12 protein-coding genes are annotated in these 15,509 nt (G+C 64.3%); 7 read left to right on the forward strand and 5 right to left on the reverse strand.

What is annotated here, in order from left to right; genetic code table 11:
- Positions 1 to 167: 167 nt before the first annotated feature.
- The 7 genes from AC1DUR_RS19585 to AC1DUR_RS19615 are packed head-to-tail and all read left to right on the forward strand — an operon-like array spanning position 168 to position 10,025.
- Positions 168 to 1,622, forward strand: coding sequence for a benzaldehyde dehydrogenase (locus tag AC1DUR_RS19585; RefSeq protein ID WP_477719371.1), 1,455 nt, complete (start codon positions 168 to 170; stop codon positions 1,620 to 1,622).
- Between the two features lie 23 nt (positions 1,623 to 1,645).
- Positions 1,646 to 2,413, forward strand: a complete 768-nt coding sequence (locus tag AC1DUR_RS19590; RefSeq protein WP_477719372.1) for a coniferyl-alcohol dehydrogenase — start codon at positions 1,646 to 1,648, stop codon at positions 2,411 to 2,413.
- Between the two features lie 52 nt (positions 2,414 to 2,465).
- A complete protein-coding gene (locus tag AC1DUR_RS19595; RefSeq protein WP_477721989.1) occupies positions 2,466 to 4,145 on the forward strand; it encodes a DUF1302 domain-containing protein in 1,680 nt (559 codons plus the stop codon).
- 29 nt (positions 4,146 to 4,174) lie between these two features.
- The gene (locus AC1DUR_RS19600) at positions 4,175 to 5,530 is read left to right on the forward strand and encodes a DUF1329 domain-containing protein (RefSeq protein WP_477722010.1); all 1,356 of its coding nucleotides are present in this window, start codon (positions 4,175 to 4,177) and stop codon (positions 5,528 to 5,530) included.
- Positions 5,530 to 6,618, forward strand: a complete 1,089-nt coding sequence (locus AC1DUR_RS19605; protein WP_477721990.1) for a WD40/YVTN/BNR-like repeat-containing protein — start codon at positions 5,530 to 5,532, stop codon at positions 6,616 to 6,618. The genes AC1DUR_RS19600 and AC1DUR_RS19605 overlap by 1 nt, the downstream gene beginning before the upstream one ends.
- 9 nt (positions 6,619 to 6,627) lie before the next feature.
- A complete protein-coding gene (locus AC1DUR_RS19610) occupies positions 6,628 to 9,054 on the forward strand; it encodes an efflux RND transporter permease subunit (protein ID WP_477721991.1) in 2,427 nt (808 codons plus the stop codon).
- Between the two features lie 11 nt (positions 9,055 to 9,065).
- Positions 9,066 to 10,025 carry an alpha/beta hydrolase gene (locus AC1DUR_RS19615; protein WP_477721992.1) on the forward strand — a complete coding sequence of 320 codons (960 nt, stop codon included), beginning with the start codon at positions 9,066 to 9,068 and terminating at the stop codon, positions 10,023 to 10,025.
- Positions 10,026 to 10,057: 32 nt separating this feature from the next.
- On the opposite strand, the gene AC1DUR_RS19620 is transcribed toward AC1DUR_RS19615, so the two are convergent.
- The 5 genes from AC1DUR_RS19620 to gsiB all read right to left on the reverse strand — a co-directional run bounded on the left by AC1DUR_RS19620 (position 10,058) and on the right by gsiB (position 15,475).
- A complete protein-coding gene (locus AC1DUR_RS19620; RefSeq protein WP_477721993.1) occupies positions 10,058 to 10,876 on the reverse strand; it encodes a M55 family metallopeptidase in 819 nt (272 codons plus the stop codon).
- 10 nt (positions 10,877 to 10,886) lie between these two features.
- Complete coding sequence (locus AC1DUR_RS19625) at positions 10,887 to 11,963, reverse strand: DmpA family aminopeptidase (protein ID WP_477721994.1); 1,077 nt, start codon at positions 11,961 to 11,963, stop codon at positions 10,887 to 10,889.
- A gap of 15 nt (positions 11,964 to 11,978) precedes the next feature.
- The gene (gene gsiD, locus AC1DUR_RS19630) at positions 11,979 to 12,899 is read right to left on the reverse strand and encodes a glutathione ABC transporter permease GsiD (protein ID WP_477721995.1); all 921 of its coding nucleotides are present in this window, start codon (positions 12,897 to 12,899) and stop codon (positions 11,979 to 11,981) included.
- 13 nt (positions 12,900 to 12,912) lie between these two features.
- Positions 12,913 to 13,833 (reverse strand): glutathione ABC transporter permease GsiC, encoded by a 921-nt coding sequence (gene gsiC, locus AC1DUR_RS19635; protein ID WP_477721996.1) that lies wholly within the window; start codon positions 13,831 to 13,833, stop codon positions 12,913 to 12,915.
- A gap of 79 nt (positions 13,834 to 13,912) precedes the next feature.
- A complete protein-coding gene (gene gsiB, locus AC1DUR_RS19640; protein WP_477721997.1) occupies positions 13,913 to 15,475 on the reverse strand; it encodes a glutathione ABC transporter substrate-binding protein GsiB in 1,563 nt (520 codons plus the stop codon).
- Between the last annotated feature and the right edge of the window lie 34 nt (positions 15,476 to 15,509).

Here is a 15,509-nt window from a genome sequence, read left to right on the forward strand (position 1 = left end):
ACCGCAGTAATTGGACTTGGGGTATGTCCCTAGTCCCCCTCTCGAAAAGACCTCAATGCGGGGCCGCAGGCGGTTGCGATTGCGGGTGTTGGTCTGTGCATTGCAACGCATCCGGTATGTCACAGAAAAAGTGACGAACTGATAAACCAACCGAAAGGGCTTTTCCCATGGGTGCAGCAGATGTAACAGCATTTTTTAATTTTTCCGGCCTGAAGCAAGCTGCCTTGGGTGGCGGTGCGCGCGATGTGATCGAACCCGCCACGGGCCAGGTGTTGTGCACCGTGGGCATTGCCGATGCGGCCGACGTGGCCGCCGCGACTGCCGCTGCCGCTGCCGCGCAAAAAGCGTGGGTGGCGGTGCCTCCGCGTGAAAAGGCTGAAATTTTTCGCCGTGCCGCCGCCCTGTTTCAGCAGCATGGTGATGAGTTGGCGCTGTTCGCCGCACGCGAGACGGGCGGCATTTTGGCCAAAGGTCAGCATGAAATTCGCGAGGCCGCGCTGATCTGCAATCTGGCCGCCAGCATTCCCCTGCAGTCGCAAGGCCATGTGCTGCCCAGTGTGCCGGGCCGCACCAGCATCGCGCGCCGTGTGCCGCACGGCATTGTGGGGGTGATTTCGCCCTTCAACTTCCCGATGATCCTGACCATCCGCTCGGTGGCCCCGGCCTTGGCCGCTGGCAATGCCGTGGTGGTCAAGCCTGACACCCGCACCCCCGTAACGGGTGGCCTGATGATCGCCCGCATCTTCGCGCAAGCCGGTTTACCCAAAGACTTGCTGCAGGTCTTGCCGGGCGACGCTGAAGCCGGTGAAGCCCTGGTCATTGACCCGCTGGTGCCGATGATTGCCTTCACCGGTTCGCCCGCTGTGGGCCGCCGCATTGGTGAGCTGGCTGGCCGCCACCTGAAGAAGGTGTCGCTGGAGCTGGGCGGCGCCAACTCCCTGATCATTCTGGACGATGCCGACCTGGATGTGGCCGCCAGCAATGCCGCCTGGGGTGCCTACTTTCACCAGGGCCAGATTTGCATGGCTTCCAACCGCATCCTGGTGCATGAGAGCATGGCCGCCGAGTTGACTAGGCGACTGATTGCCAAGGCCACGCATTTACCGATGGGCAACGGTGCCAGCGGCCAGGTAGCCCTGGGCCCGCTGATCGATGCCAGGCAGCGCGACCGCGTGCACGCCCTCGTGCAGGACAGCGTGAAAGCGGGCGCCAAGCTGGAAGCCGGTGGAGTTTTTGACGGCCTGTTCTACAAGCCGACCGTGCTGACGGGCGTCAAGGCCGGCATGCGGGTGTATGACGAAGAAACCTTTGGCCCCGTCGCCAACATCATCACTTACAAGACCGATGCAGAAGCCATTGCCCTGGCCAACAACAACACCGGCAGCCTGTCTTCCGCCGTCATCTCCAGCTCGGTAGGCCGTGCCATGGCCGTGGGCCAGCAGCTGAAGTCCGGCATGGTCCACATCAACGACCAGACCGTCAATGACGACTGCGTCAACCCCTTCGGCGGCCCCGGCATTGCGGGCAACGGCACCAGCGTGGGCGGACCGGCGGACTTGGAGGAATACACCATGTGGCAGTGGATGACGATCAAGGACACGGCTCCCACCTACCCGTTTTAAGTCAGATTTTTGAGGAGAGATTCATGAGTTTGCAAGGAAAAACCATCGTCGTCACAGGCACCTCGTCCGGCATTGGGGCCGAGGTGGCCCGGCTGGCCCGCTTCCAGGGCGCCCAAGTCATTGGCATGGACCGCAACGACCCCAGCTTGACGCTGGATGATTTCGTGAAGGCCGATCTGGGAAGCGCCGCCGCCATTGATGCCGCCGTGGCCCGGCTGCCCGCGCACATTGACGCGTTTTGCAACGTTGCCGGCGTGCCCGGCACGGCCGCCGGCGATCTGGTGGCCCGCGTGAACTACCTGGGCCTGCGGCACCTGACGCAAGCCGTGTTGCCGCGCATGCCGCGTGGCGGCAGCATCGTCAATGTGGCCTCCATCCTGGGTGCCGAATGGCCGCTGCGGCTGGACCTGCACAAGGAGCTCGCCGCCGTGAAGGGCTTTGAGGCCGGCGCTGCCTGGCTGCGCGACCACCCCGTGCCGCACGCCACCTGCTACCAGTATTTCAAGGAAGCCCTGATCGTCTGGAGCGCCACCCAGTCGCAGGAATGGTTCCTGGGCAAAGGGGTGCGCATGAATTGCGTCGCACCTGGCCCGGTGTTCACGCCCATCCTGGGCGACTTCGTCTCCATGCTGGGCGAAGAGCGGATTCAAAAAGATGCCCATCGCATGCTGCGCCCGGCCTTTGCCGACGAGGTGGCCGCGGTGATTGCCTGGCTGTGCAGCGATGCAGCGCGCTGGGTCAGCGGCGTGAACATTCCGGTCGATGGCGGCCTGGCCTCGACCTATCTTTGAGCAAGCGATAGACCCCCACCGACCCCACAGACCATAACTTGAGGAGACATGCATGACAAAAAAAATCACCCCCTTCCAACCCGGCGCCCTGGCGCTGGCGCTGGCGAGCAGCCTGCTCTGCGCGCTGTCGGCCCAAGCCATGGAGTTAGGTTCCGACCCCGACACTAGGATACGGCTGGACTTCACGCCCAAGTACAGCACGGCCTATCGGCTGAAGGATGCTTCGGCGGCCCTGACAGTGCCGTCGCCCGATGCCGGCGTGGCCAATGAGAACGACGGCAATGCCAACTTCAGTAAAAAAGGCATCGTCTCCAACCGCGTCGACTTGCTGACCGAGTTCGATGTGACCCACGGCAACGTCGGTCTGCGCATCAGCCATTCCGCCTGGTACGACTCGAAGTACCGGGGCACCAATGCGAACGACGGCACGCTGGGGGTCAGCAATTTCGTCGGCCAGCCCGCCAACCAGTTCATTCCAGCGACCAGCGCCCAGCATGGCCGCGATAACGAGTTTCTCGATGCCTTTGCGTTTGCCAAGGGCAACCTGGGCAGCATGCCGGCCTCGATCCGCGTCGGCAAGCATGCCTTGCAATACGGCGAAAGCCTGTTCTTCGGCCAGAACGGCATTGCCAATGCGCAAGGCCCGGTGGACATCGCCAAGATCGTCTCGGTGCCCAACTGGCAGTTCAAGGAAGTGCTGCTGCCGGTGGAGCAGATTTCCGGCTCGCTGCAGGTGGCGGAGGGGGTGACCTTGGGCGGCTACTACCAGCTCAAATGGCGGCCCAGCAAGATCCCTGGTGTGGGCAGTTATTTCTCGAACCAGGACTACATCGGCGGCGGCCGCGTCTACCTGGGTCCGACCACGGTACTCAACACCGACAACAGCAAGGACCAGACGCCGGGCAACAGCGGCCAATTCGGCGCCCAACTGCGCTGGTCGCCTGCAGGCAGCGCGTTTGAATACGGCCTCTACGCCGCACGCTACAACGACAAAACGCCATCGGTACCGGTGTTCGACCTGATCAATGGCAACGTCCACAAGGTTTATGCCAAGGGCATCAAGACCTTTGGCGCCAGCGTCACGTCGTCCGTCGGGCAGCTCAACTGGGCGCTGGAAGGCTCGGTGCGCACCGACGCACCGCTGGCCAGCGACCCGGCTGTGTTGGGCGGTGCGCCCTTCATGCCGCCGGTCAACTGCGACGGATCGGCCAGCAACCCCTGCCACGCCATCGGCAAGACGGCGCACCTGAACCTGTCGGGCATCTACGTGCTCACCAAGTCCAGCCTGTGGGACGGCGGCGCCCTTTTGGCCGAGCTGGCCTGGAACCGGGTCTTGAGCGTGAGCAGGAACCCCAGCGCCGTTGGCTTCGGCGGGCTTGACCCCAACACCACGCGCGATGCCGCGGCCTTTCGCATGATTTTCGAGCCGCAGTACTTCCAGGTACTGCCCGGCCTGGACCTGTCGATTCCGATCGGCCTGGGCTACAACTTTGGGGGCCGCTCCTCGGCCATCTTCAACTTCGCCGGCGGTGTCAGCAAAGGGGGCGACTTCAGCGTCGGCGTCAAGGGCAAGTACCAGGAATGGAATGTGGGCCTGAACTACACCGCCTTCTTCGGCAAGGAGAACACCTTCACCGTCACCGATGCGAGTACGCCCACCCGCATGCTGTCCTACGGCCAGACGCTGAAAGACCGCAACTACCTGTCCTTCACCGCTTCCCGCACTTTCTGAAAACACCTATTACCGAGACATACACCATGATGAAGTTTGCAAAACCCCCATTGCTCGCGGCGGCCCTGTTGACCGCTGCCCTGACCGCCCAAGCCGCTGTGAGCGCGGACGAGGCCGCCAAACTCAAGACCACGCTGACCCCGTTGGGCGCGGAGAAGGCTGGCAACAAGGACGGCACGATTCCCTCCTGGGACGGCGGCCTGAGCAAGGCCACACCCGGCTACAAGAGCGGCGATGCCCGCCCTGACCTGTACCCCAACGAAAAGCCCACCCTGTCGATCAGCGCCAAAAACATGGCGCAGCACGCCGACAAGTTGAGCGACGGTGTGCAGGCCCTGATGAAGAAGTACCCTGACTTCCGCATCGACGTGTACCCCACGCACCGCACCGCTGCGGCCCCCCAGTCGGTGTACGACAACACCTTCAAGAACGCCACCCGCGCCAAGACCATTGAAGGCGGCTACGGCATGGAAGGTGCTTTTGGCGGCGTGCCATTCCCCATCCCCAAGGACGGCTATGAGGCCATGTGGAACCAGCGCACCGCCTGGCGTGGCGGCAACGTGACCCTGCCGATGCGGGTGTGGGTGGTGACGGCCGATGGCCGACGTGCCATGGCCTCGGGTGGCACGCAGACCCTGAGCCAGGCTTTTTATGCCAAGGACAGCAGCCTGGAGAAGTTCGACGGTTACTACTCGCTCGGCAAGTTCGTCGCCAACGCGCCGGGCTCCAAGGCGGGCGAAGCGATTCTGGCGCTGGACGGTGTTTCAGAAGCCGCACCGCGTGGCCTGTGGCAGTACCTGGTGGGCCAGCGCCGTGTGCGCAAAGCGCCTTCGGTGGCCTATGACACGCCGGACTCGGTGACCTCCGGCATCGGTTTGTTCGACGAAGCCTTCACCCTGTTTGGCCCGATCGACAAGCATGAGCTGAAGCTGGTGGGCAAGAAGGAGATGTACATCCCCTACAACAACAACCGTGCTGCGTCAGCCAAGGTGGAAGACCTGGTGACGCCCAACACGCTGAACCCGGCCCAGGTGCGCTGGGAACTGCACCGTGTGTGGGAAGTGGAGGCCACGCTGGCCTCGGGCAAGCGCCACGTGGTGCCCAAGCGCAAGTACTACATTGACGAGGACTCCTGGCAAATCGCGCTGTTTGACGGCTGGGATGCCAAGGGCCAGCTCTGGCGTACCAACTACGCCCTGATGCTGACCCTGCCAGATGTTCCCGCCGTATCGAATTTTGTGTTGTGGGGCGGCTACGACATGCAAAACGGTTCTTACTACCTGAACATGGCCTCCAACGAAATGCCCAAGCAGTATGAAATCGTGCCTCCGATTCCGCGCAGCTTCTTCAGCGCTGAATCCCTGTCCAGCGAAGGCGCGCGTTGATGAGCGGATTCGCACAAGCTGGCGTTGCGCGGCGAGCTGCCCTGCTGGGGCTGCTCGGCATGGCGGCCACGGCCACGCTGCCCGCGTGGTCTGCCACTGCCCCGGCCGTGCTGTCGCAAGCCGCCCTGATGACGCCCAAGGCCCTGGGCGCGGCCACGCTGGCTGTGACCCGCGCCGGCAAGCGTTTGGTGGCCGTCGGCGAGCGCGGCACCGTGCTGCTGTCGGACGACCACGGCGTCAGCTGGAAGCAGGCCGCCGTGCCGGTGCAAGCCACCCTCACGAGCGTGCGTTTTGCCGATGAAAAAACCGGCTGGGCGGCAGGCCATTTGGGCGTGATTTTGCGCAGCATTGACGCCGGCGCCACCTGGCACAAGCAGCTCGACGGCATCCAGGCCGCTGCGCTGGCATTGCAGGGCGCGCAGGGCACGGGGGATGCAAAGGCGATTGCCAATGCCCGGCGCCTGGTGGAAGAGGGCGCGGACAAACCGTTTTTTGACCTGGAATTCATCGACGCGCAGCGCGGCTTTGCCGTGGGAGCCTACGGCCTGATGTTCGCCACCGTGGACGGCGGCAAGACCTGGGCGGCGATGGGGCCGCGTTTGCCCAATCCCAAGTCCTTGCATCTATACGGCCTGCGCGCCCATGGCAACACGCTGGTGATCACCGGCGAGCAGGGCTTGCTGCTGCGCTCCACCGACGGTGGGGCCAGCTTTGCCGCGCTGGAGTCGCCGTACAAAGGCAGCTTTTTTGGCTTGCTGCACACCGCTGGTGATGTGTGGCTGGCCTACGGCTTGCGCGGCACGGCCTACCGCTCCACGGACGCGGGCACGCATTGGGAAAAACTGGATACCGGCCTGCCGATGTCTATTGGCGCAGGCACAGCTTTGCCCGATGGCGGTTTTGTGCTGATGGGCCAGGCCGGGGACGTATTGGTGGGGCGTGACGATGGGCCCGCGCTCAAGCGCCTTCCCGCCCGCGAGCCGGTTCCTGTTTCCGGTGTTGCGATTGCCGCCGATGGCAGCCTGGTGCTGGCCAGCCTGCGTGGCATGCGGCGGCTGCCCGCGCTCTCGGCACCCTCTGTTAACTGAAGATTTTTTATGCACGCCGATTCCTCCTCCATCAACGCATCCAGCCAGCCTGTCGTCGCGCGGCTTGAAGATTTCGACACGCGCTCCGGCACGCTGCTCGAACGCGCTTTTTTTAACCACCGTCCCTGGGTCATGGCCCTGTGCCTGCTGCTGACCCTGGTGCTGGGTTGGCAGGCGACAAAACTGAAATTGAACGCCAGCTTCGAGAAGACCATCCCGACCTCGCATCCCTACATCGTCAACTACCTGGCGCACAAGGGCGACCTGGCGGGCCAGGGCAACGCGCTGCGGCTGGTGGTACAGGCCAAACAGGGCACGATTTTCGACAAGCGCTATCTGGATGCGCTGCAGAAAATCAATGACGAAATTTTCCTGCTCCCCGGCGTGGACCGGCCTTTCATGAAGTCGCTGTGGACCTCCAACACCCGCTGGGTGGCGGTGACCGAAGAGGGCCTGGACGGCGGCCCGGTGATTCCTGACACCTTTGACGGCTCGCCTGCGAGCCTGGCCGACCTGCGCGCCAATGTGGAACGCTCGGGCGAGATCGGGCAACTGGTGGCCGGCGATTTCAAATCCAGCATCGTGTTTGTGCCCCTGCTGGACCGCAACCCCGAGACCGGCAAGGCGCTGGACTACGGCGATTTGTCGCGCCAGATCGAAGTGCTGCGCGCCAGGTACGGCAGCGACACGCTGGAGATCGGCGTGACCGGTTTCGCCAAGGTGGTGGGCGACCTGATTGAAGGCCTGCAGCAGGTGTTGCTGTTTTTCCTGCTGGCCCTGGCGATCACCACCATGGTGCTGTTTGCCTACACCCGCTGCGGCCGCAGCACGGCGCTGGTGGTGGCTTGTTCCCTGGTGGCGGTGGTCTGGCAGTTCGGTCTGCTGGCGCTGTTGGGTTATGAGCTGGATCCTTACTCGGTGCTGGTGCCCTTTCTGGTGTTTGCCATCGGCATGAGCCACGGTGCGCAGAAGATGAACGGCATCATGCAGGACATTGGCCGCGGCACGCACCGGGTGGTGGCGGCGCGCTATACCTTTCGCCGCCTCTTCATGGCCGGCCTGACAGCGCTGCTATGCGACGCGGTGGGCTTTGCCGTGCTGGTCATCATCCAGATCAAGGTGATCCAGGACCTGGCCCTGATCGCCAGCATTGGCGTGGCCGTGCTGATCTTCACCAACCTGGTGCTGCTGCCGATTTTGCTGTCCTACACGGGCGTGGCCCCGTCGGCAGCGGCGCGCAGCCTGCGCGAAGAAACCGTGCAAGAGGGCGCCAGGCGCCCCTGGCTGTGGGCCTTGCTGGACCACTTCACGCAAAAACGCTGGGCCACGGCGGCCATCGTGGTCTCAGGCTTGATGGCGGCGGGCGGTTACGCCGTCAGCCTGAACCTGAAGATTGGCGACCTGGATCCCGGCGCCTCCGAGCTGCGGGCCGACTCGCGCTACAACCGCGACAACGCCTACCAAATCTCGCACTACGCCGCCAGCGCCGACATCCTGACCGTGATGGTGACCACGCCGGTGGACCAGTGCACCAGCTACGGCACGCTGGCCAGGCTGGACAGCCTGGCCTGGGGCCTGGAGCAGTTGCCGGGCGTGGAGTCCACCAACTCCATGGCCGCGCTGTCCAGGCTGGCCATGGTGGGCTACAACGAAGGCAACTTCAAATGGTTTGAGCTGCTGCCCAACGACGGCGCTCTGGGCGGCGTGCAAACCCGTGCCCCGCGTGAGCTGTTCAACCAGAACTGCTCCTTCCTGGCGCTGTACGTGTACCTGAAGGACCACAAGGCCGAAACCCTGTCGCGGGTGGTGGCCGAGGTCGAGAAATTTGCCGCGGCCAACAACACGCCCGAGGTCACTTTCAAGCTGGCCGCCGGCAGCGCCGGCATTGATGCGGCCACCAACATCGTGGTGGGCAAAGCCATGCACGAGATGCTGCTGTGGGTCTATGCGGCGGTGGTGGTCCTGTGCTGGATCACCTTCCGCTCCTGGCGTGCCGTGGTGGTGGCGGTGCTGCCGCTGGTGCTGACCTCCATCTTGTGCGAGGCCTTGATGGTGTGGCTGGGCATGGGCGTGAAGGTTGCCACCTTGCCGGTGATTGCACTGGGCGTGGGCATCGGTGTGGACTACGCGCTGTATGTGCTGAGCATTACCCTGGCCCGCATGCGGGAGGGCGCCAGCCTGTCAGACGCCTACCACCATGCGCTGCAGTTCACGGGTCGGGTCGTCATGCTCACAGGCATCACGCTGGCGCTGGCTGTCGGCACCTGGGCCTTTTCGCCCATCAAGTTCCAGGCCGACATGGGCATTTTGCTGGCCTTCATGTTTGTCTGGAACATGGTCGGGGCGCTGGTGCTGCTGCCTGCGTTGGGGCACTTTTTGCTGCGCAAACCAGTGGTGGCGGTGGTTGCGCCAGCCGCGATTCCTGTATCAATCTAATCTTTAAATCCATGACTACATCTCCTGTTCGCACCACGCTGGACGCTACGCCTCTCGATCCCGCCTTTGCAGGTTTTTTGGCCCAAGCTGCGGCCCAGGGAGCTCCCCCTCTGGAGGCCTTGCCGCCGCCCATTGCGCGGCAGGTCTACCGGGACCTGGCCAACGTCCTGGGCCTGCCCGGCCCGGCCATTGGCAAGATGGAAGATAAAAGCATTCCCGGCCCCGGTGGCGTGCTGCCTTTGCGGGCATACAGTCCCACGACCCAGGGGCCGTGGCCCGTGCTGTTGTACGTGCATGGAGGGGGTTTTGTGATGGGCGACCTGGAAACGCATGACGAGGTCTGCCGCACCCTGTGCCACCTTACGGGCATGCTTGTCGTGGCGGTGGACTACCGGCTGGCTCCTGAGCATCCATTCCCGGCAGCCTCTGATGATGTGGAAGCGGCCTTGCGCTGGATCTGCGTCCAAGCGGACACCCTGGGTGGTGACCCGCATCGCATCGCCGTGGCGGGCGACAGCGCCGGGGCGCAGCTGGCCCTGGTGGCGGTGCGGCGGGTGCAGTCCCCCGTGGTGCGAGCCCTGGGGCTGATTTACCCCGTGGCGCAGCACCCGGACGAGCCCAGCCCGTCGTACCAGGAAAATGAAGGCAAGTTCCTCACCAAGGGGGTCATGCAGTGGTTCACCGCCAGCTATCTGGGCGGGCCATCACCAACGCCGCCAGACCATCCCGATGTGGCGCTGCTGAAGTCCGAACTGGCGGCGCTGCCCGCCACCTGGGTCGCCACCATGGGCCATGACCCGCTGCGTGACGAAGGCCATGCCCTGGCCCTGCGTGCCGAGGCAGCAGGCGTTGTGGTCGCGCACCAGCACTACCCCAGCGCCATCCACGCCTGCATCCATTTCAGCGCCGTGTCCTCCATTGGCCCGCAGGTGCTGGCGGACTTGGCGCAGTGGTTGCGCGAGCAGGCTTGATGTGCCAGGCCGGCTGGCGTGTCTGTGATGCGCTAGCGCAGCAGGGTTGACATGGCCGACAGGCAGTTGACCATGCGCACCGCAGCTTCCACCGTCGGTGCTTCAAAGCCGACTTCATCGCCATCCAGCCGCTGCAGGGTGGGCCACTGGCAAAACAGGTCGGCCAGCGCCGGTGTCTGGGTCTGGATGCGCACGGCGATGGGCCCCGCCAGCACAAAGGGGCGGGCCGCGCCGAGCTGCGCCAGCGCGGTCGCCACGCCCACCTGGATGGCGCTGCAGGCCTGCGCGGGCGAGAGGCTGACGCCGCTGGTGTGGCCGGTGGCGCGCTTGGTTTGCACAAAAGTGGCATGCGGGAACACGGGTCGGTGTTCCTCGATGAACACATCGTCGCCGCTGGCCATCACCACCGGCACGCCGTACTCGCCGGCCAGTGCGCCATAGATGCCGGCTTCGCCCAGCTCGACGCCGTTGAAGCGCACGCGCGCAAAAGCAAAGCTGTTGATGGTGTGGGCCAGAATGCCGCGACCCTGCGCGCGCGAGTGGTAGCCGATCATGCACACAGCGTCCATGCCGTTGTCGACGCCGGCCATCATGCTCAGGTAGCGCGGCTTGCCCATGACGGCCTGGGCGCGAGCGTCCAGCAGGTCCGGCGGCATGTTGCGAAAGCCACCGTGCGAGTCGTTGACCAGCACCTCGGTGGCGCCGGCCTCGAAAGCGCCGGCAATGGCGGCGTTGGCCTCGTGCGTCATCAGCAGGCGGGCGCGCTCGTACTCGGGGTTGCCGGCGCGCACCTGCTCGTGGTGGAAAACGCCGGCAACGCCTTCGATGTCGGTGGAAATCAAAACTTTCATGGGAACTCGTTCAGGGTGTTTGTTGATCTGTCGGTGCGGCCCCGCCGGGCAGCAGATCGGCCAGTGCGCGGCGGTGGTGGCCATTGCGGCCGGTCACGGCACGGGCGCAGCAGAGGGCGTGGACGATGGCCTGCTCGGTGCTGTCGGCCACGGCCTGAAACAGCGGGTCGATCAGGCCGTCATGCAGCATGGCCACGGCCGGCATGGGTCTGCCGGTTTGCTGGGGCACGGTGTAGGCGGTGGAAAACGCCAGGGCGATGTCGCCGCTGCCGTGGCCGAACACGGAACCGGTGCGGGCCAGGCCGGCACCGGCGCGCAGCGCCAGCCGGCGCAGCTGGCGCGCATCGAGCGGCGCATCGGTGGCAATCAGCAGGATGATGGAGCCCTTCTCGGGTTCGTCAGCCTCCAGCGCCAAGGGGCCGGCCAACTGGCTGGCCAGCCGGGCGCCCAGGGCCTGCCCGGCCATGACCAGCTGCGGCAGCCGGCCGTAGTTGGCCAGCACCAGCGCGCCGACGGTGTGTTCGCCGCCACCGGGTGCCGGGACGCGGCGCGACGCCGTGCCGATGCCGCCCTTGAGACCAAAGCTCGACATGCCGCGGCCGGCACCGACCGAGCCCTCCTCGACATCCGTGCCCGCTTGTGCGCAGGCTTGCAGGTAGTGCTGCCCGGTGACGGCCATGCGCTGGATGTCGTTGAGAAACCCATCGTTGCATTCAAACACCAGCGGATTGACCGTGGGCAGCTTGCGGCCGGTTTCGGGGTTGGCGGCGATGCACTGGCGGATTTGTGCCTCGGCCACGGGGGCGACCGAAAAGGTGTTGGTCAGCGCAATCGGCGTTTCCAGAACGCCTAGTTCCTCGACCTGCACCAGTCCCACACTCTTGCCGAAGCCGTTGAGCACGACCGCGGCCGCGGGCACCCGGTCGCGGAACAGATCGCCGCCATGGGGGCGGATCACCGTCACACCGGTCTGCACTTCTTGCGCGTCGAGCGTGCAATGGCCCACGGTCACGCCGGCCACGTCGGTGATGGCATTGCGCGGCCCTGGCGGCAGATTGCCAATGCGGGGCAGCAGATGGCGAGGCATCACGAAAAGGCCTTGTTACTGGCGGTCAATTTTGGGGTCCAGCGCATCGCGCAGGCCGTCACCCAACAGGTTGAAGGCCAGCACCGTCAGGAAAATCGCCAGGCTGGGAAACAGCGCCACGTGCGGTGCGTTGACCATGTCGGCGCGCGCTTCATTGAGCATGGCGCCCCATTCGGGCGTGGGCGGCTGCGCACCCATGCCGAGGAAGGACAGGCTGGCCGCCGTGATGATGGAGGTGCCCAGGCGCATCGTGAAGTAGACGACGATGGACGAGATGGTGCCGGGCAGGATGTGGCGCATGATGATGGTCCAGTCCGAAGCGCCTATGCTGCGCACCGCCTCGACATAGGTCATCTGCTTGAGCACCAGCGTGTTGCCGCGCACCAGCCGCGCAAAGGCCGGCACGCTGAACACCGACACGGCCACCACCACGTTGACCATGCTGCTGCCCAGGATGGCGACTACGCCAAGTGCCAGCAGGATGCCGGGAAAGGCGAACAGCACATCGGAAATACGCATCACGATGCGGTCCCACCAGCCTTCGTAATAGCCGGCCAGCAAACCCAGTGCGGTGCCGATCAGGCCACCGATGGCGACCGACGCAAAGCCGGCGGCCAGCGAAATACGCGCACCCACCAGGATGCGGCTGAAGATGTCGCGGCCCAGCGGGTCAACGCCCAGCCAGTGCTGCCACGACGGCCCGGCGTTGAGCTTGTCGTAGTCGAAAAAGTTTTCGGCGTCGTAGGGCGCAATGACCGGCGCGAGCAGGGCCAGCAGCACCAGCAGCAGCACGAAGGCCAGCGCCCCCATGGCCACGTGCTGCTTCTTGAACTTGCGCCAGAACTCACTCCAGGGCGTGCGTACGCGGGTGTTTTGCATGGCCACGGGCGGCGCCGTGAGGGCGACGACGGCTTCGTTGACGATAGTCTGTGTCATGGCTGGCTTGTTCTCATTTGTAGCGAATGGTGGGATTGATGAAGCCGTAGAGCACGTCCACCGCTAGATTGATCAGGATGAATTCCAGCGAAAACAGCAGCACCAGGGTCTGGATCACCGGGTAGTCGCGCATGGTCACGGCATCGACCAGCAGGCGACCCAGGCCGGGCCAGTTGAAGACCGCCTCGACGACGATGGAGCCGCCCAGCAGAAAACCGAACTGCAGGCCCATCATGGTGACCACCGGGATCAGCGCGTTGCGCAGACAGTGCTTGAAAATCACCGTGCGTTCTTTCAGGCCTTTGGCGCGGGCCGTGCGCACAAAGTCTTCCTGGATCACTTCGACGAAGGAGGCGCGCGTGAAGCGCGCCATCACGGCGGCCACGGCCGCGCCCAGGGTCAAGGACGGCAGGACGTAATGCTTCCAGCTGTCGGCCCCCACGGTGGGCAGCCAGCCGAGCTGCACCGAGAAGACCTGCATCAGCAGCATGCCGAGCGCGAACGCCGGAAAGGAGATGCCCGAGACGGCCACCGTCATGCCCAGCCGGTCCGGCCATTCATTGCGAAACACCGCGGAGACCACGCCTATGGTCATGCCGAAAATCACCGCCCAGCTCATGCTGGTCAGCGTCAGCAGCAGTGTCGGCATGAAGCGCTCGGCGATCTCGGTCGACACCGGGCGCCGCGTGCGCATCGAGGTGCCGAAGTCGCCTTTGAGCATGCGCGTGAAGAAGCTCGCAAACTGCTCGGGCAGCGGCCGGTCCAGGCCGAGCTCCTGGCGCACCAGCTCTACGGTTTTCTGGTCGGCATCCTGTCCGGCCGCCAGGCGTGCCGGGTCACCCGGCAGCATGTGGACGAACAGGAACACCAGCACCGCGACGATCAGCAGCGTGGGCGTCAGGCCCAGCAGCCGTTTCAAAAAATAGTTCAGCATGATGGAGTCGGGTCAGGGCGTGCGCCAGCGAAGGCTGGCGCACGCAGGGGCGGTGCAAAACGCATGCAAAAAGAAAGGCTTACTCGGCGACCGTGATCTCGTCCGCATTGATGTTGCCGTCAGGCATCACGAAAACGCCAGACAGGCGCTTGGAGGTGGCATACAGCAGCTTTTCCGTCACCAGCGGCGCCCAGGGCGCGTCTTTCATGATCTGCTCCTGCGCTTCGCGGTAGAGCTCGGTCTTTTCCTTTTCGTCGACCGACTTCAGGGCCTTGATCACGTTGCCGTCCACCGTGGCATTGCTGTAGTAGGCGGTGTTGTTCAGTTTGGGTGGCCAGGCTTCGGTGACCAGCAGCGGGCGCAGCGCCCAGTCGGCTTCACCGGTCGAAGCCGACCAGCCGATGTAGTACATGCGGATCTTGGCGGTCTTGGGGTCCTGTGCGGCTTCCACCCACTCGGTGCGCTGGCCAGGCTCCAGCGCCTGCACCGAAAGTTTGATGCCGACCTGGGCCAGCTGCTGCTGCACGAACTGGATGGTTTTCTGCGCCGTGGTGGTGGTGTAGGCGCTCCACAGCACCGACTCGAAGCCGTTGGCGTAGCCGGCTTCCTTCAGCAGCTCGCGCGCCTTCTTCGGGTCATAAGGCCAGGGCGCCATCTTGTGGGCGTACTTCACGCCCTGGGGGATCACGCCCTCGGCCGGAAAGGCATAGCCGCCGAAGGCCACTTTGGCGAGCGCTTCCTTGTTGATGGCGTAGTTGATGGCCTGCCGCACCTTGAGGTCGTCAAACGGCTTTTGCAGCATGTTGAAGCTGAGGTAGCGCGTGATGATGGACGGGCCGCTCGTGACATTGAGCTTGGCGTTTTTCTGCAAATCGGCGGCCTGCTCGTAGGGCAGCGGGAAGGCGAAGTCGGTCTCGCCGGTCTGCAGCATGGCGGCGCGCGTGTTGTTCTCCAGCACGGGCTTCCAGGTCACGCTGTCGACCTTGGGATAGCCCTTTTTCCAGTAACCGTCGAATTTCTTGACCTTGATGAAATCGGTCTGCTTCCACTCGACGAAGCTGAAGGGGCCGGTGCCCACCGGGTTGAAGGCGATGTCCTTGTTACCGTATTTTTTGAGCGCGGTCGGCGAGATCATCGCGGCCGAGGCATGGGCCAGCGAGTTGATGAAGGGCGCAAACGGCTCCTTCAGCGTGACGCGCACGCTATAGGGCGAGACCGCTTCAACTTTTTCGATGCGGTTGAACTGGTTGAAACGCGGCAGCTTGTTGTCGGGGTTGGTGACACGGTCCAGCGTGACCTTGACGGCTTCGGCGTTGAAGTCGCTGCCGTCATGAAACTTGACGCCCTGGCGCAGCTTGAGGGTGTAGACCAGGCCGTCCTTGGAGACGGTGTAGCTCTCGGCCAGCACGTTCTGCAGCTTGAGCTCCTTGTCGAACTTGAACAAGCCCTCATAGAAGGACTTGGTGACGGCCGTGGTCAGCGTGGTGTTGGTGCTGTAGGGGTCCAGGGTTTCGGGCTGGCCGCCAATGGCCAGCACCACATCCTTGGCGGCAAGGGCCGAGCCCGTGGCCGCCAAAGCCAGCAGTGCCAGCAGGCTGGCAGCCAGGGCTTTGGGTCGCAGCGGTGTCATACGTTCTGTCATGGGGAAAACTCCTGGTTCAGGTTGAGGGAAATGA

This window comes from Polaromonas sp. P4_F4, assembly GCF_056401355.1.

Bases quoted from the DNA above. Each gene is read 5' to 3' on its own strand.
- AC1DUR_RS19610 (WP_477721991.1), top strand. From the start codon at position 6,628: ATGCACGCCGATTCCTCCTCCATCAACGCATCCAGCCAGCCTGTCGTC.
- gsiB (WP_477721997.1), bottom strand. From the start codon at position 15,475: ATGACAGAACGTATGACACCGCTGCGACCCAAAGCCCTGGCTGCCAGC.
- AC1DUR_RS19605 (WP_477721990.1), top strand. From the start codon at position 5,530: ATGAGCGGATTCGCACAAGCTGGCGTTGCGCGGCGAGCTGCCCTGCTG.
- AC1DUR_RS19585 (WP_477719371.1), top strand. From the start codon at position 168: ATGGGTGCAGCAGATGTAACAGCATTTTTTAATTTTTCCGGCCTGAAG.
- AC1DUR_RS19620 (WP_477721993.1), bottom strand. From the start codon at position 10,876: ATGAAAGTTTTGATTTCCACCGACATCGAAGGCGTTGCCGGCGTTTTC.
- AC1DUR_RS19595 (WP_477721989.1), top strand. From the start codon at position 2,466: ATGACAAAAAAAATCACCCCCTTCCAACCCGGCGCCCTGGCGCTGGCG.
- gsiC (WP_477721996.1), bottom strand. From the start codon at position 13,833: ATGCTGAACTATTTTTTGAAACGGCTGCTGGGCCTGACGCCCACGCTG.
- AC1DUR_RS19625 (WP_477721994.1), bottom strand. From the start codon at position 11,963: ATGCCTCGCCATCTGCTGCCCCGCATTGGCAATCTGCCGCCAGGGCCG.
- AC1DUR_RS19600 (WP_477722010.1), top strand. From the start codon at position 4,175: ATGAAGTTTGCAAAACCCCCATTGCTCGCGGCGGCCCTGTTGACCGCT.
- gsiD (WP_477721995.1), bottom strand. From the start codon at position 12,899: ATGACACAGACTATCGTCAACGAAGCCGTCGTCGCCCTCACGGCGCCG.
- AC1DUR_RS19615 (WP_477721992.1), top strand. From the start codon at position 9,066: ATGACTACATCTCCTGTTCGCACCACGCTGGACGCTACGCCTCTCGAT.
- AC1DUR_RS19590 (WP_477719372.1), top strand. From the start codon at position 1,646: ATGAGTTTGCAAGGAAAAACCATCGTCGTCACAGGCACCTCGTCCGGC.